Origin of the sequence: Cytobacillus oceanisediminis (assembly GCF_003182355.1) — a bacterium.
Classification (GTDB): domain Bacteria; phylum Bacillota; class Bacilli; order Bacillales; family Cytobacillaceae; genus Cytobacillus; species Cytobacillus oceanisediminis_A.
Map to the genome: position 1 here is coordinate 123,820 of NZ_QGTW01000011.1, position 24,686 is coordinate 148,505.

Consider the following 24,686-nt stretch of genomic DNA (forward strand, 5'->3'; position numbering starts at 1 on the left):
GATTGGCTCAACTAACCAGCAGTTGGAGTTTCACTTATCTATATCTTCATAAACAGGAAGAAAGGGTGTTTGCAAATGCCGCTTGGAGAGCAGGATCAGTTAAATTTATTAAAAGATATATTAAGCAATCACCAGACAGATTGCTGTGGCTCTATTTCAGAATGTGAACAATTGGAACGATTGGTTAAATCTTTAATGGTAAATAGCAATATTAATCAAAATGTCAAAACAGTATTAGGAGAAATATATGAGTACAGTCAGCATGGGATAAATTCTTCCCAGCTGGATAATCATATTGAATCCCATCAGAATGAATTATCACAGTGGGTTCATGACATTGATCAGTTTTCATGATTTTAAAGCAGTTCATCCAAAAAGGAAATCCATTTATCCATTTCCTGGAACCTGAACTTATTTTTATGCCATTGGATAGAGGTCAATGTTTGGGCGATGACATACCATTTCATTCGCAGCATTAGATCATCAGACAATTCAATGCCATAACGATCTACCCAATTAGGCCATTCCTCTTTTGGGATATACCAGTATAACAGCATCCCCAAATCTATGGCCGGATCCGCAATCATGGCTCCATCCCAATCAATCAAGTACAGCTGGTTGTTTTCCGAAAGCAGCCAGTTGTTATGATTCACATCGCAATGGCAAACCGTTTTTTCCTCACAATGGATATTAGCAACCTCTTTTTTCAGGAAATCAATCGATTGAATGACAGCCTGCTGATGCTTTAGATCGGAATCAAGTTCTTCCTCAATCATATGCAATAGTGTTTCAGGCTGCAGCGGAGACTTTCCCAGCCGTGTAAGCATCCCCAGCAGAGCTGCTGAAGAATGAATTTTCTTTAGCAGCTTTGCAACGCTTTCCTGGTTCATGTCCCCTGCTTTAAGCTCTCTTCCATTTAACCATTGCTGAGCAGTAATGACATCCCCATTTTCCATCCTTTTCGTCCATACAAGCTTCGGGACAATGCCTTCTGCAGAAAGAACCGCAAGAAATGGCGAGGAATTCCTTTTTAAAAATAGCCTTTGCTCTTCATGCTGGGCATAAAAGGCTTCCCCCGTCGCACCTCCGGCGGGAACAATCTCCCAGTCATGTCCAAATAAATGTTCCAAAATTGTTCACCTGCAATTTAGTAAGCTACTTTTTCGAAAATAGCTTTAGTTGAAAAACGTAAGCCCTGGTTTATGGCAATCAAAACTTATTTCTCCCGGCCGATCAGGAAAGGCCTATCCAGAAAAAGCTTCCTGTTACCGAATAAGCAATAACTCATATGCAATAAGTAAAGTTATATTTCAAAAAAACATTCATACGCACATAATAAGACTGTTAATCCGGTAAATCAAACAATGCACCTATACCACACAGGGTAAACAGGCGAATATATTTTATATGAGGCGCCCTCTTCCAAGGTACGCAGATTGATATCGTAAAATAAAAAAAGAGCTATTGATGCAAATTCTCACAATAGCCATCTTTATAAATTTTATTCTTCCTAGCTTTTTTCGTCAAGTGTATCTATTTAGGTTTCCGGAATATTGAGCGAAAAAATGAAAAACGTTCGCCCAATTCCTGCTATTTTTTCTATTTAAGGATAATGTTTGCAGAAAAGAGGTTAACCTTTTGTTATTGCCTGCAAACCAATACATAAGTGCTTATCGGCATTACGATTAAATCTTTGGTAAATTCCCCCTTAGGCATAAGTCCTGCGGTTTGCCCATCCGCAAGTAGTTCCCAATCCCCGTCCGGGAGTATAACCGGCTCTTCAGCCATGGAGGGATTAAACACAACAGCGGCCCGGCTCCACTCAGTATTTTTCTCTGGACTGTTTATAATAAAACCAATCAAAGGCTTCTTAACATCAATAAAGCGCATGGACCTTCGGATCAAATCAGCACTGGAAAGCCTGAAAAGCGGGATATTTTTTCTTATGTCGATCATCCCTTTAATATATTGGACATTCTGCGAAAAATGAATCTTCCGCTCCCAGTCCAGCTTATTAATGGAATCCGGCGAACGATAGCTGTTTCCATTCCCTTCTTTGGTCCGAAAAAATTCCTGGCCACTGTGCAGAAATGGAATCCCCTGTGAAAGAAGCACCATAGCCGTAGCAAGGCGATGCTTTCTTTGCTGAATGCTTTTATCCGCACTCTCGGAGCACACCAAAATTTTATCCCAAAGCGTATGATTGTCATGTGATTCCACATAATTTACTGATTGGGAGGGAGACAGGAAAATACCTTTTTCCTTTTTTTCAAGGCCAATGCTGCCGGCTAAAACCTGCTTTGCCGCTTCATAGTAATGCTCATTCCCCAATGCATATCCTTTATCATACAAATTAAAAGTGCTGCCTTTAATGGAATCCCGGAACCAGTCATTAAATTGGCCAATCCCGGGTAGCTTATCCTGATTGCGGATGCTTGCCTTTTGCTCATCCGGAATCGGAGTATTTAAGTCCCAGCCTTCACCGATAATTATGGCTGTTGAATCGATCGAACTTACAGTTTGCCGGACCATGTTCATGGTTTCGATATCGAGTATACCCATTAAATCGAACCTGAACCCATCGAGCTGATATTCCTTCATCCAATACTCGACTGAATCAAGAATAAACTTTCGCGCCATCAGGCGTTCTGAAGCAAAGTCATTTCCCACCCCGGTACCATTTGAAGGAATTCCGAATTCGTCATGGCGAAAGAAGTAACCGGGCACAATTTTTTCAAAAGAAGAATCTTCCCTGATATAGACATGGTTATAGACCACGTCCATGATCACTCTTATGCCCTCGTATTGAACAGCGTGCATCATTGCCTTTAACTCCCTGATCCGAGAATAAGGATTAGCAGGATCAGTGGAATAACTTCCTTCAGGCGCATTAAAGTGCAAAGGATTATATCCCCAGTTATAATCCCTTTTCGGGCCTCTTTCATCCACGCCTTCAAAATCATGGAAAGGAAGGAATTCGATATGCGTTATGCCCATCTGTTTCACATAGGAAAGGCAGGTTGGCTGGCCGTCACTTCCAGTTGTATTTATCTCCCCGGCTCCAAGGTACATGCCTTTCCTTATGGCGCCGCTTCCTGGATGGATCGTAAAGTCCCTGATATGCGTTTCATAAATGATTGCATCTGTCGGCTGCAGGAGAGGAGGGAGCTCAGGTTTAACTTTTTTAGTACTTTTCAGATCAACCACTGCCCCATATTCTCCATTAACCGTTACAGAAACAGCATAGGGATCAATCGCTTCTCTCCATTCAAGATTTACACAAACCAGGAAGGAGTATAGGTGCCGATCGAGATCGCCCGAAATCTCGCATCTCCAGACTCCTTTTTCCCCTCTGGCCATCTCCACTGTTACAGCATCCTCGTTCACAGCTGCTTTAAGCTTAAGCTTAACGTTTGTTGCAGTGGGGGCCCAGAGCCTGAAGAAGGTCCTGTCTTTGCTATAAGAAAACCCCAATGGGCCATCATAGTAAAATTTTTCGTCAAAAGGTTCTGTTCGAATAACAGCCCCAATTTGCAGATCAGTTTTTTCGCCATATTCGTTTACAACCCAGTATTGTTGCCCGATCACCAAATCATGATCAATCCGGCATGTATATTTATTGGACTCCTCAATCGGCATGCTATTCAATATCTCCATCGGAATTTCCTCCGTACCTGCCAGCAGGGAGAACCTTGATGAACGTCCTTGATGATATTGGAAAGGAAGTAAGATCGTAATGATTTGCATTTCATCTAAATAGGCATAATAGTTTCGTTCAATTGATATCATTTCGAGTTCATCTCCTTTACTTCCTCTTGTTTTTTCAAAATTACTGGAATTGCATTCCCGCATACAGATACCGTTAATGGAGTACACCCAAGAGGTTCCCCATCAGCATGGGCAGGGATAGGATGTGAAGAAAAGATCCTAATCGTTTTACCCTGAAGAACCGCTACCTCTTTGAATGCAACATGCTTTCCTTTAAAAACAGATGTAAAAACAAACAATAGCTTAACCTTTGATATATTGTGGACAACAGTGAGGTTTAGAATTCCGTCAAACGGATTTGCATCGGGGGATATCTTCATACCGCCTCCATAAAACGGCTGATTGGAGACGGTTACAAACCAGGCAGAATCAAAGGATTGCTTTTTTCCGTCTATCTCGATTTCAAGAGCTGAGCATCTATAGACAAACAGCTCTTTTATCAGGAAAAGAACATAAACAAATTTCCCCAGGGATAACCGATTTAAAAGCCCTTTAATTTTTGAACGGTTAACTTTTTCTGAAATCTGTGCATCAAATCCCGCACCCATATTATTAATAAAATATGTTGCATTTTCTCCTGTGTGTCTGATCATTCCTACATCGGTCCTGACTGTCTCATGATCTGTTCCCTTTAAAATCGCAAATAGTGCAGCTACAGGATCTTTAGGGATCCCAAACCCGCGGGAAAAGTCGTTCCCCGAGCCTCCGGGAATAAACCCAACAGTCACATTGGGATACATGGCAGCTCCATTAACAACTTCATGAAGGGTTCCGTCCCCGCCGACCGCAATAATACATAATCTCTGGCCACTGGCTTGTTCTGCATAGGATCTGGCCAGTTTCCCAGCGTGCCCGCTATATTCTGTCCAGCTCGCAGAATAGGATATTTTTTCATTCTGCAGCACCCGTTCAACCTTCTTCCATACTTTCTTGCAATATCCATTCTTTGCCTGTGGATTAATAATGAAAATGGTTGATTTCATTTGATCAGCCCTTAGCTGCCTTGAAGGTTTTATTGCTCATCCGGATGCTCCCACTCCAGCCTCCTGATTGATGTAGTCTGGCAATATTGAAGCAGGGCTTGGGCTCCCTTAAGCTGGATATGCTTTAGAGGGGAACGCTGGTTTCTCATTGTTTGAAACCATTGCTCATAATTTCTTTTTTCAATAAGCTGAACACCAATAGGGGCAGTTGGATAATCAATATACCCGTTTCGGCTAATGACGGCTTTTTGAATCGGCAATTCTATTTCATGGAGCTCTAATATTTTACGGACAATCTTTTCCGTCCTGTTCAAAGCAGGCAAAGGATTAAGAATCTTTTTCTCTTCCCCTGTTCCCTTTTTGATCCAGAATCTATCCTTTGATCCTGAAAACACAGCTAAATCTTCTGCTTCAAGAAAGCTGATGCACCAGGCCTCCGTCGGACTTATTAAGATTGATTCTGTTTCCACAGGAGCCTGTTTCAGCAGAAAGATAGGATTGTACATTACAAGGTACGTATCAGGAAATCTCTGCAAAAAATACTTCAGTTTTTCTTCATAATAGTATCGTCTATCTGGAAAAGACTTTTCCATTAATGTGGATGTAGCCCACCTCATTTGAAAACGGTATAGCTGATCAAGGAACTGATGTTTTAAATTCTCGACCGTTTCCGGACGCACAGTAAAAGAAGCTTCAAAATCAAGCGTGTCCTCAGCCTCTTTTTCTTCTTTCAGAGGTTCTTGAGGACTATATACATCTTCGGCCTCATTTTTCCCACGCCTTAATAGACCCTTCAATTTATCGAAAAGAGGTTCTTTTTCTTCCTCAGGCCAGTCCCCGCCGTTGTTTGCATGCGGTGGCTCCGGTTCAAAGCTGAAAGTTTCATTTGAATCCCACGCTTTATGCCACTTATCCCATTGCTGTTTTTTCAGCCTGACAAAACGGGAAGGATAAACAAAAATATCCTGTTCATAACGTGAAGCATAGTCCTGCAATTTAATTAACTGTCCCATTTCTCCTAGCCCTGCTTTCATAAATAACTTCTATCTATTTATTTTAACTGTTAAACTTACCTGTTGATTTCTGCTCAAGAAGGCCAGCGAATCTTGGGGGGGAGCCTCGTTCTCGTCTTGCGCCTGTAGGGTCCCCCTTTGACACGCTTTTTTTCGCAGGACTTTGAACCAGCATCCTCGAATAAACACCGCACGAAGGAAATGCGAATGCATTTTTTGAGGAGTCGCGCCTTCCGCTCCTATTTAGCATAGTGCAAAAATCATCAATGAGCTTTAATATAGTCTATTTAAAAAAGTATGTATCTAATTTTATTCCGCCAAAAGCGGAAAGATGGCAACACTTTCGTATTTTGGCGTTTTATCTAAGTGTGTCTGATATAAGACGACCTCTGAAGCAGTAAATTCAAGCGGGTTATCACGAAAAGGGTTATATTCATCCAGCGTGCTTTTCTGAAATGAATCGATGCCGGCCCATTTTCTTGCGATCGTAATATGGGGCTTATAAGGCCTTGTCTCAAGTTCAAATCCCGCTTTTTTGCATGCTGAAAAAACTTTGTCCCTAAGAGTATGCAGCCGCTCTTCCCGTTTAGTGTCGAACCAAAAAATTCTTGGCGTACTTTCTTTTCCGAAGATACCTAACTGGTTAATGTATAGCGGAAACGGCTGTTCACCTTTAATCGATTCAGCCACCAGCTTTTCAGCCATCCGGAGCTTGTCCTCAGGTGCCGAACCAAGAAATGCTAACGTAATATGATAATCCTCATGATGAACCCAGCGGCTAAATCGGATATTCCCTTTTAAATCCTCAATGTATTCTTTAAGCCTTTCCTTTGTCTCAGCCGGTATTTTGACTGCAAAGAAAAAATGAGCATTCTGCTGATTTGTCACCTGATTCTACCTCCATATTTTTTACCTATTTTATCAAACATCACATAAAAATGGCAGATACTTTAGGGCAGCATGCCATATTCTGTAGGATTTCTCCCTAAATCCCTTTGATTTGATTGGAATAGTCTGTTTTAGGTATGATGAATATGATATAACATAATTATAGATTTCCTTATTGAGGATGGAATTAAACAGAGCCACACAAAATAACAAGAAGATAAAACGGATATTCATGTCCTAGCCAGCATGTTATAAAAGATACCCACCTTTATATGAAAGGGAGAGTCAGAGATGAAATTAGTCAATAATCTTGCAGATTTAATTGGAGATACTCCACTGGTAAAATTAAACAGACTTGCCCCTGAAAACGGTGCAAGCATCTATGCCAAGCTTGAATTTTACAATCCAAGCAGAAGCGTAAAGGACCGTGCTGCTTTTAACATGATTGTTGAAGCAGAAAAAGCGGGCAAGCTTAAACCCGGCTCAACCATTATTGAACCGACAAGCGGAAACACAGGCATCGGACTGGCGATGAACGCTGCAGCCCGCGGCTATAAAGCTATTCTTGTTATGCCGGATACGATGACGGCGGAACGCATCAATATTTTAAAAGCCTATGGTGCAGAAGTGGTCCTGACACCTGGTGACGATAAGATGCCGGGTTCCATAAAAAAAGCAAATGAACTTGCTGCGGAAATTCCAAACAGCTTTGTACCAATGCAATTTGAAAATAGTGCAAACCCCGATGCACACAGACACTCAACCGCGCTGGAGATCATTGACGGCATGAAACAGATTGGCAAAAATCTTGCTGCATTCGTGGCAACTTCAGGTACAGGCGGCACCATTACAGGTACAGGCGAGGTATTGAAAGAGCATTATACTGGCTTGGAAGTGCACGTCGTTGAGCCAAAAGGTTCACCTGTTCTATCCGGCGGACAACCAGGCAGACATAAACTGGTCGGCACAAGCCCTGGCTTCATACCGGAAATTTTAAATACAGATGTTTATGACGAAATTCATCAAATTAAGGATGAAGAAGCGTATGATACAACACGGAGAATGGCAAGGGAGGAAGGCATTCTTGTCGGCCCTTCATCAGGGGCAGCCTGCTATGCTGCCATCCAAGTGGCCAAAAGGCTAAAGCCGGAGGATGTCGTCGTATTTATTGTTTGCGATACGGGAGAAAGATATCTTTCAAGCGATCTTTTTCAATTTGAATAAAAGTTTTAAGGTCCCCGAGTGAGTTCGGGGTCTTTTGTTTGGCTGGTCTGTTTAAACCATATTTTTCAGCATGGTTATATGCCGTTTTCAGTATTTACGGCCGCTCCCCGCTCTGATGCGGCTTCGCCAGCCAGCATAATCTGAAAATAAAAAGCAGCCGGGCTGTGCCCGGCTGCTCTGCATTATCTTAATTTTATAGTCATTTTCCCGCACTGCTTTTCAATTTCTTTTTCAAAAAGATCCTGCAAACTCTTTGTGACTGGCCCTGGTGTTCCGCTGCTAACCGGCTTCCCTTCAATCTCTGTGATTGGTGTAATTTCGGCAGACGTACTGGACATAAATACTTCATCTGCGTGTTTTAAGTCCTCTAGCGTAAAAGCTGATTCTTCAAGGGCGATTCCGTTTGCATGGCAGATCTCATTAATTTTGCGGCGGGTAATGCCGTTCAGAATCAGGTTAGTGGCAGGGTGGGTGTACACCTTGCCTTCTTTTACAATAGCGATATTCGATGAGCTTCCTTCTGTTACTGTGTCTCCGCGATGCTGAATAGCTTCATAACAGCCGGACTGCGCTGCTTTTTGCTTGGCCATAATGTTGCCAAGCAAATTAAGGCTCTTTATATCACAGCGGAGCCAGCGAATGTCTTCGATCAAGAGAGCCTTTACGCCATTTTTCATGCTGTCAACCGGCCTTGCCGCTCTACGAGTATAGGCAGTAAATGCAGGCAGCACACCTGCGCCAGGATAAGCGTGGTTTCTTGGAGAGGCTCCTCTTGTAAATTGCATATAAACAATTCCCAGCTCCAGCTTATTTTTCAAGATCATCTCTTCAAGCAGCTGTTTTAGCTCTCTAACGGTATAAGGTATATTTAAGTCTATTTTCTTTCCACTATCAAGAAGACGTTCAAGGTGTTCATCTGCTGTAAACATTTTTCCATTATATATCCGGATAACCTCATACACGCCATCACCAAATTGATAGCCACGGTCTTCAATATCGACTTTTGCTTCGGAACGCTCGATAAATTCCCCATTCAAAATCACATATTCCATTCTCACTGCCACTCCCTGCATCTGGTTTCTCGCATCAGTTATTTTCTGGTTGTGTAAAATCTTTCAGCCATCATATCAGGTTTTAGCTCTATTTCGCAAGCTCATAAATAGCCTGTGCATAAATGGCTGTAGCTTTTAGCAAGTCTTCAATAAACATATGTTCATCTTTTTGATGGGCGATGTCTTCCCGGCCTGGGAATAGAGGACCAAATGCAACACCGGACTTCAAGGAGCGGGCGTAGGTGCCGCCGCCGATGGATAAAAGTTCTGCCTTATCGCCGGTCTGCTGTTCATACACTTTTTTCAGTGTTTGAATAAGGAAATCATCCTCTTCCACATGATGTGGCTTGGAATCAGTAAAATTCTCTATTATGAAATGCTCTTTTTCAATCAGGGACTGCAGCTTGTCTTTGGTTTCTGCCATATCATTTGTAACAGGGTAACGCACATTAAAGCCCAGACGGCCGCCATGCTCCTGCGAATAAGAAAGTTTGCCGACATTAACGGTTAAGTCGCCTGTTATTTCATCCGAGCAGGCAATCCCCAGCTTTCTTCCTCTGGAATCATCGCATAAATAGCGGGATACAAATTGGAAGTATTGACATGCCTTATCATCTATCTGAAGGGAGGCCAGGAATAATGCCATCAGAATACCGGCATTTTTCCCATTGTCAGGCTCCATTCCATGAGCGGATACTCCCTGAAGCTCGAGAATCAACTCTCCATTATCTATGTAATATTTCCCCTTGAGCTCCGTCTTTTTTAGAAAGTTGATATACCTCTGTACCACTTCTGTTTGTTCGAGATGGACAACCAGGCTGGCCCTTGCAAAATCCGGTACCATGTTGTACCTTCTGCCTGACTGGAAAGAGATTACTTCCGCTAAAACCTCTCTTTCCGTTCCATCATATTTGCCGGTTTGAACAAGGTCAAAATCAGCTATTCCCTTTTCCGCGTAGATGATTGGGAAGTCTGCATCTGGAGCGAATCCCATTGACGGCATTTCCTCATGTTTAAAATAGTGTTCCACACAGCGCCAATCACTTTCTTCATCTGTTCCAATAATCATGCGGACACGTTTGCTCAGCGGCAGCTCCATTTCTTTTACTATTTTCATGGCGTAGTAAGCAGCCATTGTCGGGCCTTTATCGTCAATCGCTCCTCTGGCAAAAATCTTTCCATCCCGGATTTCTGCGCCAAATGGATCGCTTGTCCACCCGTCTCCTTCAGGAACAACATCAATATGGCATAACACTCCTACGATCTCTTCGCCTTCACCGAATTCCAAATGGCCTGCCAAATTGCCGACATTTTTCGATTTGAAGCCATCCTTTTCACCCAGTTTCAGCATAAAATCCAAAGCTTCCTTTACCCCTTCTCCAAGTGGAGCATGGTCTGTGGCGTTTTCTTCATCCAGGAGACTTTTAATTCTAAGCAATTTTTGAGCATCTTCAATTAAAGCGTCTTTTCTCTTATCAACTTCTTTTTTCCAATCCAGCACGTTCATCGAAATTTCCTCCCTATCATTTTTCGGCTGTCAATTTTGAGTATGTATCCTGATCACAAATAATATATAAAATAGCTCCTAGTGGTACCTTCTCATCAAGCCGGCGGTTAATATTCATATCCTGCCCGGAACTGATTAAGGTTGCCCCCTTTTCAAGCAAGCCATGAAAGGCATCCCTGTAGGTTACCCACCTTTGCGATGCAGGAATTTGATATAAATCTTCCCCCACTTTACGGCTCATCAGCTGCGAATATATGGTAGTCGCTCCGTTGGAAAGGACAGCTTGAGCAGCCATTCTGGAGATCATTTCATCCGAAATGATAAACTCATCAACCGATACATGCTTAAATAGATCCATATGCCTCTCAACCTTTAATTCCACTGTTATATGAAGGTCGCCTGCAAGACGTTCGATTCCAGTGGCAATCAATAAAGATTTCCCATCTGTCAGCTGGTTATCTTCAATTGAATCATCCGCAAATATGATAACACTTTTCGCCTCTTTAATATTGGCCATTTCCAGTACTGCTCCATCTGCTGCATCTCCATGGACAAAGTGAACATTATCATGTTTGACCGGCATCTTTTCCAGCATGGCAATCAGCACGATTTCTTTGCTTGAATCTGCTAGCCTGATTTCCTCCAGTGCGTGCTCCGCTTTTTTAGACCACCCGATAACTATAATATGATTTTTCCCATTATAACTCATTTTTCCCTCCTCTTGCTTTATACGGAATTGAGCAAAGCCTTCAACTAATTTTCCAATCACAATCCCGATAAGGCCAATTCCGATCAAGTACAAAAATACAGCATACATTCTTCCGGCAACCGATACAGGATAAAAATCGCCATACCCGACAGTCGTTACAGTGGTCATTACCCACCAAAAGGAATCAAAGTAATTCGAAAAAGTCTGCGGTTCTATTATGGTCATAATAATGGTACTAAAAATAATCAAAAAGCCGCTGGAAATAAAGATCAGCCAGTTATTCAGCGTGTAAAGCCTTTTAAGAAATCTTCTGAATAAAATGGTCCATCCCCCCTTATCTGACAATATTATTATAAAGGAATCCCCAGGGGAATTTCCTTAAATATAAATTCAATCGCCAAATCCTCTAAGAATGCCAAACTTGGATAAAACGATTAGCCAACATGCCAGCACCGCCACTAATATCATAATGGCCAATATAAACAATGCCCACACAGTCCTTTTCCTTGCAAAATAATAGAATTCCTTTTCACTATATTTTTTTGTGAAAGGATGGGACATGATGGTCTTATCCCAGGTAATGGACAGCCAGGAGTAGGCTAGAAAAAGGAATATACCTAAAACAATTGCTTTTATCCATAGAGGAGGAATCAGAATGATGCCGGCAGCGCTTATAGATATAATTTGAAAATAACTGAAGATATACGATGGGTTCCTGATAAATACTTTTAGGAATAATTCAATAAGCCCGGTAACAGGTGTCCTCTTTTTAAAGATCCGTTTTGATTTTCGAAAAAGCAGCGGTTTGGTGCGTAATGAAAAAGCAGGCTTTTCAATTTCAGGAGCCATCATAAAGATCCATTGAATGTACTTTGTTTTTTCCTCCTGCTCCAGCTTAACTTCAAAATCCATGGCCGAAGCCCTATTTAATAGCTGGTATATTCGCGCAAGTGTGCCTGCCAGGAGAATCGCCGATGTGATATAAACAGGCAAGACTGCTCCAAGATCCCAAAGGGAATATATAAGCTGGCTGAACCAGCTAAATAAGACAAACAGCAAAAAGCTCAGAACATATTTTTTTAATTTCTTTTCAATCCTTTTCAAATGATAGGAAACTGTCATAATCGTCCACTTAAGTGTGATGAAAAAGATCAAAAGAGCAATTATTTGGCTCCATTCCAAAAGGTATCTGTTCATTAAAAAGGGCAATAGAAAAACTATCATTGCTACTGTGCAAACCGTTTGGAAAAGTAATGAATAAGCAAATCCCCATTTTCTCATTCCCAAATAGAGATTCCTATTTTTAACAAGAAATACTCTATCAGCTTCCTGAACAAAAGGCCGGATATTTCCTAGCCATGAAAATACATAAAGCAAAAAGAAAAGCAGGAATAGAGGCAAATTTGCAATCCAACCAGGCGTTTCAGCCCACCAGGAACGGTACATCATCGCTAAAATGGCTGCTCCAGGAATAATGATGTACAGCAAGATCGTCCAATCCGCTATCGAACGGAAAACGCCATACTGATATTTCCAGCTGCTGACTAACCTTCTAAAAAAGAGATCAATGCTCTTCATTGCTGGCTCCCTCTGCAATTTGATGGAAGCATTCATAGAGTGAGCCTGCCGGAAGATTGCATTGCCGCCTAACCTCACTTAAGGTACCCGAAGCTTTGAGCTGGCCCTCATGCACAATTAAAAAGCGGCTGCAAACTTTCTCTGCTGTATCCAGAACATGTGTAGACATTAGAACCCCTGCACCTCTTCTCCTCTCTTTGTCAATTGATTCAAGAAACAGTTTCATAGCATTGGGATCCAGGCCAATAAACGGTTCATCAATTATATATACATCCGGATTAGCAATCATGGCGAGAATCAGCATAGCCTTTTGCTGCATTCCCTTGGAGTAAGTTCCTGGGAATTCATGGGCATGCTCAGCCAGCTTATATCGATCCAAAAGATCTGCTGCCCTGCTTTTGTATTCTTTATCAGGAATTCCTTCTACAGCAGCCGTAAAGTCCAAGTGCTCCCAAAGTGTCAATTCATCATAGAAGATGGGCCGTTCAGGAATATAAGAGTATTTAACCCCTTCCTTGAATTCCACTAATCCCTTTTTATACTCCAGCAATCCCAGGATGGTCTTAATTGTCGTACTTTTGCCTGCTCCGTTTGGTCCGATCAGGCCAATCAGCTCGCCTTCCCCCAAATCAAAATGAATATGATTTATGATTGGTTTCTCATTTTCATAGCCCGCTGAGGCAATATCTACATTTAATAAATTCATTTTTCTCTCCTCCTGACTATTCGTACGGATAGGATTGGAAAAGGTTTACTATTTTTCATATATTTTTTAAGAATTTTGCTCCATAAACCTTGGGTGCTGATTTCCTCTACAGGCACTAAGCGAACCGCGGGCTTCAAACGTTCCTCGGCGTTTTAGCCTCCTGGGTACGCTTTTCTCGCAGGACATTGAATATTCACCTTTGAATAAACACCCACGAATAAAATGCGAATCCATTTTCGAGGAGCTTGGACCTTACACTCCAATTAACACAGTGCTTAATCAACAATCGGCCTTAACACCGCTAAAATCCTTAATTGACTGTACAAAAAAACTGCCCCGTAAACGGGAGCAGTCTTGTTAAGGCTGCAGCAATTTCATTAATTCTTTATTGCCGTAGTCTTTCGCGTAATCATAGGCTGTGTAGCCCTCTGAATCTTTCAAAACGGGATCTGCACCGAACTCCAGCAGCAGCTCAGCCATTTGGACATCTTCGTTTGTTACAGCACTCATTAAAGGAGAAGAATCATAGCTATCAATCGTATTGGGATTTGCCCCATGCTCAAGGAGAAGAGCGGCACTCTCAAGCTGGCCATAATAAACAGCCCAATGAAGGGCAGTAGAGCCTTCTTCGTCGGTTTCCTCCACATCAGCGCCATCAGCCAACAGAGTGCGAATCATTTCAGTATCATTTTCACTTGCGGCATTCATCAGCGGAGTAGCACCCTCGATTCCAAGAACCGTTTCAGTCCATAACTCCATCTTTTCAAGTATTTTAAAGCCAGCAAAAATTCCACCTGTGAGAATCATAGCAGTCAGGATAGAGCCTGCTATTCCAAGCCATACCTTTCCCTTGGGCTCCTTCAATACTGCTGTGGCATCTTCAGCAAAGAATGTTGATAAAGCATAAATTCTTTTTGGGAGATGCGGATGTGAAGACAGCTTTTCATTTAGCCAGACAAAAAAACCGGTTTCGGTTTGAAGCTGTTCCATATATACCTGTTTATTGACTTTAGGGTAAAGCTCTTTCCCAATTGCAAGCATGGCCAAGGCATCTCTTGATGACTCAAACGAATTTATATAATAGGCTGCATAACGATCACACGTATATTCGCAAGCTCTTAGATAGGCATTTCCCAGAAAGGGTATCCACATGGCAGGGAGCAGAAGAACACTTATGAGCACATGCTTTCTTTTTAAATGGGCAAATTCATGGGCAAGGACGAATAGTACTTCCTTTTCAGCCCCTCTCTCAATCAGTTCGAAAATACCTGAATATAAAACAACCATATTCTTTCTGAAAAACCTGGCTGCAAAGGCATTTAAAACCCCTTGGGACTCTATTACATAAATATCTGGCAGCTCTGCCAAACCCATCTCCTTTGCGGTTAGTACTGCTTTTTCATAAATCTCGGGAAATTGCTTTTCGCTTATTCTTACTCCGTTTCTCCTGATGCCGCCCATCATTATTCCATGAAGCAGGACAGAAACAAAGATTAATAACAGCATAATAATAATCCCAACTATCGAGAATGCGAGAAGAATATAAGACAGAATACTAAATAAAACGACTAAAGCAAAATAAACATTTTCCTTTGGGTATACCAGCCGATCTCTCAGCGAGTGATCTTCCATAACGCTCTCTTCCTTTCATATGGCCCTTTTCAAAATTACCTATTGATTATAATCAAAAAACAAATTTTAGGAAACAGGAAAATTAATTGCCTTTTTCCTGAATTTTCAGTACATAAGACCACCTTTCTGCACCATAGGTATAGTAAGAGGCTATTTCCTTAATGAATGTTTAACTCTCTAAATAAAGGGAAATGAACATACATTAAAAAGGAGGGGGATGTACAGACTATAAATTAGGAAGCATTATAAATATTTTGTAAAGTTGCTTCCTTAAAGTAGAAATTATCAGATAATAGCGTTACAATATAGTCAGAGGTATGACATCTTGACTAAAAAAACCAGAATACAAAGGGGTTGTCTGGGGAAAAGAAAACTACATAGTTTTGAAGGAACTATTCCTTCAATGTAGCTGTCGGTTGCAGGGAATTGCCATGGGGTTTGAAAAAAGGATAGGGAGTGGTTTTTTGAAACCTTCAACTAACCGGATGTTAAACCGTGTAAAATCCGTCTACATGTTTATTAGTAAGCGCGGAACTGTAACAACTCAGGAGCTTGTAGAGGAATTTGGTATTACTCCTCGCACCATACAAAGAGATTTAAATGTCCTTGCATACAATGACTTGGTTAAAAGCCCAAGCAGAGGCAAATGGACGATTACACAAAAGAAAGTAAAGATGTCATCTTAACACAGAGGATAACCAACATAATAGATCGAAAAAATCGCCCGCTATAAGGGCGATTTTTTTGCCTTCATTTCATTTCACTTCATAATTGAGCAGCATTTCAAGCTCTTCTTCTGTCAATTCCCGATATTCTCCCAATTCCAATGTTTCATCGAGCTCGAGCGGCCCCATCGTAAGCCTTTTTAAATAAATGACTCTTTTTCCGACAGCCTCAAACATTCTTTTCACCTGATGAAACTTTCCTTCTGTAATGGTTAATTCAATATCAGAGGTTATGCCCGATTTTAAGATCTTCAGCACTCCAGGCTTGGTTTCGTAGCCATCATCCAAGATGACTCCTTCTTTAAATGCGGCAATATCATCATTTGTTACTTCACTGTCAATGACCGCGAAGTAGGTTTTAGGAACATGCTTCTTGGGAGAAAGCAGCCGATGTGCAAGCTGGCCGTCATTCGTCAGCAGCAAAAGGCCCTCTGTATCCTTATCGAGGCGCCCAACAGGAAACGGGGAAAAGACAAGGTCCTCCATTTCCAGCAGGTCCACGACTGTTTCAAACTGGGAATCCTCGGTTGCCGAGATTACGCCAGGCGGTTTGTTCATCATTAAATAAATGAATTCCTTATATTCAACTCTCTCACCATTTATAACCACAGTGTCGTCCTCAGGATTCACATGGTGCTTCGGGTCTTTTACTTTTTCATCGTTAACGGTTACGGCTCCATCCTTTAAAAGCTTTTTAACATCTTTTCGGCTGCCGTAGCCCAGATTGGCCAGCATTTTATCAATTCTCATAGTTGACCCTCCAATTCTAAATACAATTTACATAGGCTTTTGTCCATGTCACTTCCACACGCTATACATAGACTAATATCATAAGTTCAAATAAATAGGAAAGAGGAGATGATTAGTATGTACCCACGCCAGCAAGGGCAAGGCATATATATCCCTCTTCCCGGTATTTCGCCAGGTTATCCTGGTTATCCGGGAGGCGGCAATACAGATAGACGCCTCGATCGCCTGGAACGCCAGGTGCAAAGGCTTGAACGGCAGGTTGACCGGCTGAACCGCAGGCTTGACCGGATTGAAAGGCGTCTCGGCATCGGCGACGGCGGTTATGGCCAGTATTAAATTAAGCGAAAAGGTCTCCATCTTGTGGAGACCTTTCTTATTATGCCCGCAGCCTTAGCTTCTTCATCATTCTATCAACTCTTGACCCGAACAGAATATAGATTAACTTTGTTCTGAAACTCAAGTAGAAATAGATGCCCGCTCCAGCGGCCGCACAGATGCCCACAATGATTATCGCCTGTAAACCCGTTGCCGGCGATAAGAAGATTGTTAAAATTTTATATACAATGCCTGTTACGATGAACATACAGAAAGTAAATAATACAATCAGCAGGCCTCTTCTTAAGACAAGCTTAAACGGATATTTGGCATACATTTTAATTACATATAGATTAATTAAAATTGCAGCTGTATAGCCAAGAGCCGTTGCGAAAACCGCTCCTTGTGTTTCAAAAAGCTTAATAAGCGGAATGTTCAAGGACAGTTTTACTAGCAAGCCTGTGAGCAAGCTGAGAATCGTAAAGCGCTGCTCATTTATTCCCTGCAAAATTGCTGCCGTAACCGAGAAATAGGCAAATAGGATTGCAACTGGCGCATATGTTCGTAATACTTCAGTTCCCAGCTCTTTATGCTCGTAAAATAAAGTAAAGATCGGCTCCGCCAGCAAGGATAAGCCGACTACGGCAGGAAGAGTCAGAAACAGAAGCACCTGGAAAGTCTGATTGAGCTGGCGGTTTAAATCAGTCCTGTCTTCTTCCATAAAAGCCTTTGTTACACTCGGAACAAGCGTCAACGAAAAGGCTGTTGCCAATGAAACAGGAATAATGACAAGCTTATGTGTTTCAAAGTTTAGGACAGAGAAGGCAGCCACAGCATTTCCTGCCTCTCCAATGGCTGCCATGGCCCTTGTAAACGTAATCTGATCGATAAACTGGAAAAGCGGATTTGCAAGACCTACAAACACAAAGGGAGCTGCGTAAAGGATAATTTCTTTATAAATATCTTTTAGGGATATATCAACCGTTCCTTTATCATCCTCAAGCAGTTTGTCCAAATGAGGCTTGCGCTTATACCAATACCAGAATAAAACTCCAAGGCTTCCGAGCCCTCCGATAAACGCAGCGAAGGTAGCAACACTGATAGCAGTGGTAAGTGAGCCTTTCATTACATTTAAGACAATATACGCGCCAACGAGAACAAACAGGATCCGGACAATTTGTTCCACAACCTGTGAAACCGCTGTTGGCCCCATCGACTGATGGCCCTGGAAGAAACCTCTTATCAAGCTCATGAACGGTATAATAATAAGTGCAAACGAAACCGCACGAATTACTGTGGTCACATCCTCGACGCTGACTTCTACATCTTTTCCTGCAAGCGTCATTTCAGCCACTGCCGGAGCCATCAAAAATAAGATTAGAAATGAAAGTATTCCGCTGGCCAGCATAATTACCAAGCCTGATTTAAAAAGCTTTCTGCCGACTGCGTATTCCTCTATAGCGTTATACTTGGATATAAACTTTGAAACTGCCAGCGGCACACCCGCTGTCGCAATACTAATAAAGATCGTATAAGGTGTATACGAAAAGGAATAAAGCGCGGTTCCTTCCTTCCCGACAATATGGTAAAAAGGAATAACATAAAACAAACCAAGAACCTTTGAAATAATCGTCCCGAGCGTTAAAATGAAGGTTCCCTTTAGAAGCTTAGATGACATATAATCCCTTCCTTAAAAAAACTGCAGCCTGCAATCTATGTGAAAACTGTATGTTAAGGCCAAAGCTAATTGAGACAATGATTTTAGCCTAAATAATATTAGATTTCGTCATTTTTCTATATTTTTAGACACACTATTTGTAGTGTACTCTTCTTGACGAAGAAATGCCACTTACAAAACCTGTATATAACAGCTTTATTTTTAGAAAAAGGGAAATTGCATTATAATAGAGGTATTGCTAATAAAGTGAAACTTCCATCAGCCTGGTTTTCTTCATCCCACACTGATGGTTAGGTGAATCAATTGCGAATTTACTGGCAGTTTATCCCCTTAGCCTTACTTGTTCTATTAAGGCTGTGTTAAAGTTGATTTTTGCACTTTGTTGATTGGAGTGGAAGGCGCGAGATCCTCGAAAATGCATTCGCATTTTCTTCGTGCGGTGTTTACGCAAGGATGCTTATTCAAAGTCCTGCGGGAGTGCGGATCAAAGGGAGACCCCGCAGGCACAAGGCGCCGAGGAAGTTCCCGGACCGCCCGCGGTTCGCTGAGCTTCTTGAGCGGAAATCAACAGGCAAGGTTAACAGAGCCTTTCTTAAAAGTCTTGAGATGGGGATATTACTGTCTGCTAATCTGCGATAAAGCGAATCAAGATAAGTTGGTGAAAATATGAAATATGATGTAATTGTAATTGGCGGAGGGCCGTCAGGGCTAATGGCCGCCATTGGGGCAGCCGAACAGAAAGCAAAGGTGCTTTTAATCGATAAAGGGGACAAGCTTGGCAGGAAGCTTGCGATTTCCGGCGGAGGCCGATGCAATGTCACAAATAGGCTGCCAGTAGACGAAATCATTAAGCATATCCCTGGCAATGGACGATTTTTGTATAGCGCCTTCTCCCTTTTTAGCAATGAAGATATTATTAGGTTCTTTGAAAATCTGGGCATTAAGCTGAAAGAAGAAGATCATGGGCGGATGTTCCCCGTAACAGATAAAGCCCAGTCTGTTGTCGATGCCTTGATTACAAGGCTAAAAGAGTTGAAGGTGGATATTAAAACCAATAGCCCAATCCACGATGTCCATTATGAAAATGGCAGGGTGAAATCAGTAGAATTAAAAACAGGCGATGTTTATGATGCAGATGCTGTGGTTATTGCAGTCGGGGGAAAATCAGTTCCGCATACAGGTTCAACTGGTGATGGCTATGCGTGGGCGGAAAAAGCGGGCCATACGATAACCGATCTTTTCCCAACGGAGGTTCCATTAACCTCTTCAGAAAGGTTTATTAAAGAAAAAACCCTGCAGGGATTGTCGCTTAGAAGTGTGGCGCTTAGTGTTTTGAATCCTAAAGGAAAAGCGCTTATCTCCCATAGGATGGATATGATTTTTACCCATTTCGGCATTAGCGGCCCAGCCGTTTTGCGCTGCAGTCAGTATGTAGTAAAAGCAATGAAGAAATGGAACCTGAAAGAAGTTACAATGAATCTGGATGCAGTTCCAGATACAAAGGAAGAACCTTTATTCCAGGATGTTTCAAAAATGATTAAGGATGAACCGAAGAAAAGCATAAAGAATCTTTTGAAAGGGCTTGTTCCCGAAAGATACTTGCTGTTTCTTCTTGACCAAAATGGAATTGACCCATCTGCGCAGGGTGCCAATATCTCCAATGAAAAAGTCAGAAGCTTTGTAAAAGGCTGCAAATCCTTTCAGTTTACTGTTAACGGCACTTTGCCGCTTGATAAAGCTTTTGTTACCGGCGGTGGTGTATCCGTAAAAGAAGTTGAACCGCAAACGATGGCTTCGAAAATGATGAATGGCCTTTTTTTCTGCGGAGAAATCCTTGATATACACGGCTATACAGGCGGATACAATATTACATCCGCACTCGTAACAGGCAGACTTGCAGGGATTAACGCTGCAGGCTCCGCAAAAAACATTTAGGAAAATTAGAGCCTGGTGCTTGCATGCATCAGGCTCTATATATAACCATCGCAGAAAAACAGTAAATCTGCTCGTCTTCATCCTCTTGGACTGCTGCCACATTATATTTTATATCCAGCAGCTTTTTTTCCTCAATTTTTTCCAAAAAGTGGTTCATATCCTTTTCAAGATCCTTTTCATGTTCATGATCGAATAATTTTACCTTAATCACAGGAAACTTCCTTTCTGGCTTTTAAAATTAGCTTTGACAATTTTCTTAATTTTTAAAATTAAAGATACAAATAAAAACGAAGCCCTGTCGGCTCCGTTTTGGTTTGTTATTCAGTTTTTCCCTGCCAGTTCAACATACCGCCGACCATATTGCGGACCTTGTAGCCTTGGTCTTTCATATAATGGCATACATTACCGCTGCGGCTGCCGGAGCGGCAAATGAAAATGTACTCAGTATCTTTATCAAATTTATCAAGGTTTTCTGGAATTGTCCCCATGCGGATATGCTTCGCACCAGGAATCATACCGGATGCAACCTCATCATCTTCCCTTACATCAACAAGCTCAAGCTTCTCCCCTGCTTCAAGCTTCTTTTGCAACTCTTCTGTTGTAATTTCTTCAATATGATCCATTACTAACACCCTTTCTATAAAGCTTATAAATACCAGGCATGTAGCATTGATAAATGCCGCCACTCCTATAATACCCTATATGGCACAAAAAATATAAAGTTCAGCTTTCTTTATGGAGTGGTTTTCTCCATAAAGATTAGCTGAACTTATCGGGCATTTACGGACAGTTGGGCTGTTGATATTATTTTAGATCGATATCTGTATTCAGCCCTTACTGTCCGTTAATCTGCGGTAAAGTGAAACTCCTTTGCGGGTGTTTTTTCCGCAAAGGTTAGTTTCACTTATCGGGCCTTTACAGGCAGTTGGCTGATGCTCTCTATTTTACATGGCAATATGCCAATCTTCAGCCTTACTGCCTGTTAATCGCGGTAAAGTTCAGCTTTCTTTATGGAGTGGTTTTCTCCATAAAGATTAGCTGAACTTATCGGGCATTTACGGACAGTTTGGCTGTTGATATTATTTTAGATCGATATCTGTATTCAGCCCTTACTGTCCGTTAATCTGCGGTAAAGTGAAACTCCTTTGCGGGTGTTTTTTCCGCAAAGGTTAGTTTCACTTATCGGGCTTTTACAGGCAGTTAGCTGATGCTCTCTTTTTTTAAAAAGCACTTCCCAATCTTCAGCCCTACTGCCTGTTAATCTGCGGTAAACCGAAACTTCCTGCGGGGATTTTCATCTTCGCTACTATAATTCAAAGTTGCTAATATTTTTTAAAAGCTGCTAATAAATGTACTGAAGTTGCTAATATTTTTTAAAAGTTGCTAATAAAGAGGACAAAGTTGCTAATAAATTGTTGAAACTACTAAAAACCATAATAAACCGCCCTAATAAAGGGCTTGAGACGCCTTTACCATATGATTCAAATTCCAATAATCAAAAAACCACCCCTTTCTCTAAAAAAAGAGGTGGTTTTAGCTAAAAATTCTTAATTGGCAACGATATTTACAAGTTTACCTGGAACGGCAATAACTTTGCGGACAGTTTTTCCGTCAATTTGCTCTTTTACCTTGTCATCGCCCATTGCGATCTGCTCCAATAGATCTTTTTTGGCATCTGCAGGCACCATAAGCTTTGCTTTTACTTTTCCATTGATTTGGATAACGATTTCTACTTCGTCGTCAACCATTTTCGCTTCATCAAATGCTGGCCATGCTTCATAGGCAATGGAACCGCTGTGGCCAAGTTTTGACCAAAGCTCTTCGGAAATATGAGGAGCAATTGGCGAAAGCATTTTTACAAAGCCTTCAACATAGCTCTTTGGAAGGACAGTAGCTTTATATGCTTCATTTATAAATACCATCATTTGCGAAATGGCTGTATTGAAGCGCAATCCTTCGTAGTCCTCAGTTACCTTTTTAACGGTTTGGTGGTAAACCTTTTCTAAATTCGTGCCTTCTTCAGTGTCTTGGATTTTCGGGCTTACTTCGCCATTTTCTTCAACAAATAAGCGCCAGATGCGGTCAAGGAATCTTCTTGATCCGTCCAAACCATTTGTAGACCAGGCAATGGATGCTTCAAGCGGCCCCATGAACATTTCGTATAGACGAAGTGTGTCCGCGCCGTGGCTGGAAACTATCTCATCCGGATTAACTACATTGCCTTTAGATTTACTCATTTTTTCATTATTTTCACCAAGGATCATCCCCTGGTTGAATAGCTTTTGGAAAGGCTCTTTCGTCTGGACAACGCCTACATCATAAAGGACCTTATGCCAGAAGCGGGCATATAGAAGGTGAAGAACCGCGTGTTCTGCTCCTCCGATATAAATATCAACCGGAAGCCATTCTTTTAATTTTTCAGGGTCTGCAAGGGCTTCGCTATTTTTAGGATCAATATAGCGAAGATAGTACCAGCAGCTGCCCGCCCATTGCGGCATTGTGTTTGTTTCCCTGCGGCCTTTTTTGCCTGTTTCAGGATCCACAACGTTAACCCACTCATCAATATTGGCTAATGGAGATTCTCCTGTTCCGGACGGTTTAATTTCCGTTGTTTTTGGAAGCACCAATGGCAGCTGATCATCCGGAACGGCTGTCATTGTGCCGTCTTCCCAATGGATAATTGGGATCGGCTCTCCCCAATAACGCTGACGGCTGAATAGCCAGTCACGCAAGCGGTAAGTAACCTTTTTCGTTCCAATGCCTTTTTCTTCAAGCCATGCAATCATCTTTTCAATGGCCTCTTCTTTGTTTAAGCCATTAAGAAAATCAGAGTTTACATGCTCGCCGTCCCCAGTGTAGGCTTCCTTCTCCACATCTCCGCCAGCAACTACCTCTTTAATTGGAAGATCAAATTGCTTGGCAAACTCATAATCGCGTTCGTCATGAGCCGGAACAGCCATTATTGCGCCAGTACCATAGCTTACTAGAACATAGTCAGCAATCCAGATTGGCATTTTTTCGCCATTAACCGGATTGGTGGCATAGGCACCTGTAAATACTCCTGTTTTTTCTTTAGCCAAATCAGTACGCTCAAGATCGCTCTTGCTCTTTACTTTGTCAATGTAAGCCTGAACTGCCTCTCGCTGCCCATCTGATGTGATTTTATCAACAAGCGTATGCTCTGGAGCAAGAACAGCATAAGTTGCTCCGTATAATGTGTCAGGTCGTGTTGTGAATACAGTGAACGTGCCGTCATGGCCTTCAATATTGAACGTTACTTCTGCTCCTTCAGAACGGCCGATCCAGTTTCGCTGCATATCCTTAAGGCTCTCCGGCCAGTCCAATAAATCTAGGTCCTCAAGCAGGCGATCCGCATAAGCCGTAATCTTCAGCATCCACTGTCTCATTGGCCGGCGCTCTACCGGATGGCCGCCGCGCTCACTCTTTCCGTCAATTACCTCTTCATTGGCAAGAACAGTTCCCAATGCGGGGCACCAGTTAACAGCGACTTCATCAATATAAGCAAGCCCTTTTTCATAAAGCTTTAAGAAAATCCATTGTGTCCATTTATAATATTCTGGATCTGTTGTATTCACTTCACGATCCCAATCGTATGAAAAACCTAGGGCTTTAATCTGGCGGCGGAATGTATTGATATTCTGCTCTGTAAATTCTGCAGGATCATTTCCAGTATCAAGCGCATATTGCTCTGCTGGCAAACCAAATGCATCCCAGCCCATTGGGTGAAGAACATTATAGCCCTGCATCCGCTTCATGCGGGAAAGGATATCTGTTGCTGTATAGCCTTCCGGATGGCCAACATGAAGGCCAGCACCGGAGGGGTATGGGAACATATCAAGTGCATAAAACTTGCGCTTGCCTTTATCTTCAGTCGTTTTGAATGTTTTATTTTCGTCCCAGTAGCTTTGCCACTTTTTTTCAATCTCCTGGTGATTAAAACTCATCTTTGTTTCCTCCTAATATCAGAAAGTGCAGGGCGCCCGCTTATCCAAAGGACCGAAGACTAAACCCGCCGCGTCCTGTGGCAACGTCTGCATGACCCGCATCCTCCCAAAAGCTGCCGATTTTGGCCGTGCGATGTTTTACTGACGAAGCCTTCCTTATCCTGCGGGTCTCAAGCATAGGATGAGCCCGCGGCAAGGCTGTTCTTTAACCTTTTTGACGGATTGTCTTATGACCTCGAGCTGATGGTGCACGGGGCT

General features: G+C 42.1%; 21 protein-coding genes. 5 read left to right on the forward strand and 16 right to left on the reverse strand.

Annotated features, from left to right (window positions below):
• Window positions 1-75 precede the first annotated feature (75 nt).
• On the forward strand, window positions 76-354 hold the full coding sequence (locus DFO73_RS19275) for a YtzH-like family protein (RefSeq protein ID WP_110066344.1): 279 nt from the start codon (window positions 76-78) through the stop codon (window positions 352-354).
• 2 nt (window positions 355-356) lie between these two features.
• Here DFO73_RS19275 and DFO73_RS19280 read toward each other — a convergent pair whose 3' ends face one another.
• From DFO73_RS19280 to thpR, 5 genes are all read right to left on the reverse strand, one after another.
• Complete coding sequence (locus DFO73_RS19280) at window positions 357-1,130, reverse strand: phosphotransferase family protein (protein ID WP_110066345.1); 774 nt, start codon at window positions 1,128-1,130, stop codon at window positions 357-359.
• Between the two features lie 511 nt (window positions 1,131-1,641).
• Window positions 1,642-3,789, reverse strand: a complete 2,148-nt coding sequence (gene pulA / locus DFO73_RS19285; RefSeq protein WP_110066346.1) for a type I pullulanase — start codon at window positions 3,787-3,789, stop codon at window positions 1,642-1,644.
• On the reverse strand, window positions 3,786-4,751 hold the full coding sequence (locus DFO73_RS19290) for a diacylglycerol/lipid kinase family protein (RefSeq protein WP_110066347.1): 966 nt from the start codon (window positions 4,749-4,751) through the stop codon (window positions 3,786-3,788). The genes pulA and DFO73_RS19290 overlap by 4 nt, the downstream gene beginning before the upstream one ends.
• Before the next feature lie 29 nt (window positions 4,752-4,780).
• A complete protein-coding gene (locus DFO73_RS19295; protein WP_110066413.1) occupies window positions 4,781-5,764 on the reverse strand; it encodes a nuclease-related domain-containing protein in 984 nt (327 codons plus the stop codon).
• Between the two features lie 309 nt (window positions 5,765-6,073).
• The gene (gene thpR / locus DFO73_RS19300; RefSeq protein WP_110066348.1) at window positions 6,074-6,652 is read right to left on the reverse strand and encodes an RNA 2',3'-cyclic phosphodiesterase; all 579 of its coding nucleotides are present in this window, start codon (window positions 6,650-6,652) and stop codon (window positions 6,074-6,076) included.
• A 291-nt stretch (window positions 6,653-6,943) separates the two neighbouring features.
• On the opposite strand from thpR, the gene cysK reads away from it, so the two are divergent.
• Window positions 6,944-7,876 carry a cysteine synthase A gene (cysK, locus tag DFO73_RS19305; RefSeq protein ID WP_110066349.1) on the forward strand — a complete coding sequence of 311 codons (933 nt, stop codon included), beginning with the start codon at window positions 6,944-6,946 and terminating at the stop codon, window positions 7,874-7,876.
• Window positions 7,877-8,058: 182 nt separating this feature from the next.
• On the opposite strand, the gene dat is transcribed toward cysK, so the two are convergent.
• The 6 genes from dat to DFO73_RS19335 all read right to left on the reverse strand — a co-directional run bounded on the left by dat (window position 8,059) and on the right by DFO73_RS19335 (window position 15,060).
• Complete coding sequence (gene dat, locus DFO73_RS19310; RefSeq protein WP_110066350.1) at window positions 8,059-8,928, reverse strand: D-amino-acid transaminase; 870 nt, start codon at window positions 8,926-8,928, stop codon at window positions 8,059-8,061.
• Between the two features lie 88 nt (window positions 8,929-9,016).
• On the reverse strand, window positions 9,017-10,435 hold the full coding sequence (gene pepV, locus DFO73_RS19315) for a dipeptidase PepV (RefSeq protein WP_110066351.1): 1,419 nt from the start codon (window positions 10,433-10,435) through the stop codon (window positions 9,017-9,019).
• A 16-nt stretch (window positions 10,436-10,451) separates the two neighbouring features.
• The gene (locus DFO73_RS19320; protein ID WP_258309612.1) at window positions 10,452-11,489 is read right to left on the reverse strand and encodes a potassium channel family protein; all 1,038 of its coding nucleotides are present in this window, start codon (window positions 11,487-11,489) and stop codon (window positions 10,452-10,454) included.
• 45 nt (window positions 11,490-11,534) lie between these two features.
• Complete coding sequence (locus DFO73_RS19325; protein WP_110066352.1) at window positions 11,535-12,722, reverse strand: ABC transporter permease; 1,188 nt, start codon at window positions 12,720-12,722, stop codon at window positions 11,535-11,537.
• On the reverse strand, window positions 12,709-13,428 hold the full coding sequence (locus tag DFO73_RS19330) for an ABC transporter ATP-binding protein (protein WP_110066353.1): 720 nt from the start codon (window positions 13,426-13,428) through the stop codon (window positions 12,709-12,711). The genes DFO73_RS19325 and DFO73_RS19330 overlap by 14 nt, the downstream gene beginning before the upstream one ends.
• Window positions 13,429-13,785: 357 nt before the next feature.
• Window positions 13,786-15,060, reverse strand: coding sequence for a M48 family metallopeptidase (locus tag DFO73_RS19335; protein ID WP_110066354.1), 1,275 nt, complete (start codon window positions 15,058-15,060; stop codon window positions 13,786-13,788).
• 464 nt (window positions 15,061-15,524) lie between these two features.
• Between DFO73_RS19335 and DFO73_RS19340 the strand changes: the two genes are divergently transcribed.
• Window positions 15,525-15,746 (forward strand): DeoR family transcriptional regulator, encoded by a 222-nt coding sequence (locus tag DFO73_RS19340; protein WP_026041817.1) that lies wholly within the window; start codon window positions 15,525-15,527, stop codon window positions 15,744-15,746.
• Window positions 15,747-15,815: 69 nt separating this feature from the next.
• On the opposite strand, the gene DFO73_RS19345 is transcribed toward DFO73_RS19340, so the two are convergent.
• Window positions 15,816-16,535: a pseudouridine synthase gene (locus DFO73_RS19345; RefSeq protein ID WP_110066355.1), complete on the reverse strand. Its 720-nt coding sequence runs from the start codon at window positions 16,533-16,535 to the stop codon at window positions 15,816-15,818.
• A 117-nt stretch (window positions 16,536-16,652) separates the two neighbouring features.
• Here DFO73_RS19345 and DFO73_RS19350 point away from each other — a divergent pair, with 117 nt between their 5' ends.
• A complete protein-coding gene (locus DFO73_RS19350; protein ID WP_110066356.1) occupies window positions 16,653-16,871 on the forward strand; it encodes a hypothetical protein in 219 nt (72 codons plus the stop codon).
• A gap of 40 nt (window positions 16,872-16,911) precedes the next feature.
• Here the strand turns inward: DFO73_RS19350 and DFO73_RS19355 are convergent, their stop codons facing one another.
• Complete coding sequence (locus tag DFO73_RS19355; RefSeq protein ID WP_110066357.1) at window positions 16,912-18,528, reverse strand: putative polysaccharide biosynthesis protein; 1,617 nt, start codon at window positions 18,526-18,528, stop codon at window positions 16,912-16,914.
• A 666-nt stretch (window positions 18,529-19,194) separates the two neighbouring features.
• On the opposite strand from DFO73_RS19355, the gene DFO73_RS19360 reads away from it, so the two are divergent.
• On the forward strand, window positions 19,195-20,463 hold the full coding sequence (locus tag DFO73_RS19360; RefSeq protein ID WP_110066358.1) for an NAD(P)/FAD-dependent oxidoreductase: 1,269 nt from the start codon (window positions 19,195-19,197) through the stop codon (window positions 20,461-20,463).
• 28 nt (window positions 20,464-20,491) lie between these two features.
• On the opposite strand, the gene DFO73_RS19365 is transcribed toward DFO73_RS19360, so the two are convergent.
• The 3 genes from DFO73_RS19365 to leuS form a co-directional block, all read right to left on the reverse strand.
• A complete protein-coding gene (locus DFO73_RS19365; RefSeq protein ID WP_009333366.1) occupies window positions 20,492-20,674 on the reverse strand; it encodes a sporulation protein Cse60 in 183 nt (60 codons plus the stop codon).
• Between the two features lie 106 nt (window positions 20,675-20,780).
• The gene (locus DFO73_RS19370) at window positions 20,781-21,086 is read right to left on the reverse strand and encodes a rhodanese-like domain-containing protein (protein ID WP_110066359.1); all 306 of its coding nucleotides are present in this window, start codon (window positions 21,084-21,086) and stop codon (window positions 20,781-20,783) included.
• 924 nt (window positions 21,087-22,010) lie between these two features.
• Window positions 22,011-24,428, reverse strand: coding sequence for a leucine--tRNA ligase (gene leuS, locus DFO73_RS19375; protein WP_110066360.1), 2,418 nt, complete (start codon window positions 24,426-24,428; stop codon window positions 22,011-22,013).
• Window positions 24,429-24,686 lie beyond the last annotated feature (258 nt).

What these genes read in the sequence shown, in the direction of transcription:
- DFO73_RS19275 (WP_110066344.1), top strand. Translation starts at nt 76, where the DNA reads ATGCCGCTTGGAGAGCAGGATCAGTTAAATTTATTAAAAGATATATTA.
- pulA (WP_110066346.1), bottom strand. Translation starts at nt 3,789, where the DNA reads ATGATATCAATTGAACGAAACTATTATGCCTATTTAGATGAAATGCAA.
- DFO73_RS19290 (WP_110066347.1), bottom strand. Translation starts at nt 4,751, where the DNA reads ATGAAATCAACCATTTTCATTATTAATCCACAGGCAAAGAATGGATAT.
- DFO73_RS19295 (WP_110066413.1), bottom strand. Translation starts at nt 5,764, where the DNA reads ATGGGACAGTTAATTAAATTGCAGGACTATGCTTCACGTTATGAACAG.
- cysK (WP_110066349.1), top strand. Translation starts at nt 6,944, where the DNA reads ATGAAATTAGTCAATAATCTTGCAGATTTAATTGGAGATACTCCACTG.
- dat (WP_110066350.1), bottom strand. Translation starts at nt 8,928, where the DNA reads ATGGAATATGTGATTTTGAATGGGGAATTTATCGAGCGTTCCGAAGCA.
- pepV (WP_110066351.1), bottom strand. Translation starts at nt 10,435, where the DNA reads ATGAACGTGCTGGATTGGAAAAAAGAAGTTGATAAGAGAAAAGACGCT.
- DFO73_RS19325 (WP_110066352.1), bottom strand. Translation starts at nt 12,722, where the DNA reads ATGAAGAGCATTGATCTCTTTTTTAGAAGGTTAGTCAGCAGCTGGAAA.
- DFO73_RS19330 (WP_110066353.1), bottom strand. Translation starts at nt 13,428, where the DNA reads ATGAATTTATTAAATGTAGATATTGCCTCAGCGGGCTATGAAAATGAG.
- DFO73_RS19335 (WP_110066354.1), bottom strand. Translation starts at nt 15,060, where the DNA reads ATGGAAGATCACTCGCTGAGAGATCGGCTGGTATACCCAAAGGAAAAT.
- DFO73_RS19345 (WP_110066355.1), bottom strand. Translation starts at nt 16,535, where the DNA reads ATGAGAATTGATAAAATGCTGGCCAATCTGGGCTACGGCAGCCGAAAA.
- DFO73_RS19350 (WP_110066356.1), top strand. Translation starts at nt 16,653, where the DNA reads ATGTACCCACGCCAGCAAGGGCAAGGCATATATATCCCTCTTCCCGGT.
- DFO73_RS19355 (WP_110066357.1), bottom strand. Translation starts at nt 18,528, where the DNA reads ATGTCATCTAAGCTTCTAAAGGGAACCTTCATTTTAACGCTCGGGACG.
- DFO73_RS19360 (WP_110066358.1), top strand. Translation starts at nt 19,195, where the DNA reads ATGAAATATGATGTAATTGTAATTGGCGGAGGGCCGTCAGGGCTAATG.
- DFO73_RS19370 (WP_110066359.1), bottom strand. Translation starts at nt 21,086, where the DNA reads ATGGATCATATTGAAGAAATTACAACAGAAGAGTTGCAAAAGAAGCTT.
- leuS (WP_110066360.1), bottom strand. Translation starts at nt 24,428, where the DNA reads ATGAGTTTTAATCACCAGGAGATTGAAAAAAAGTGGCAAAGCTACTGG.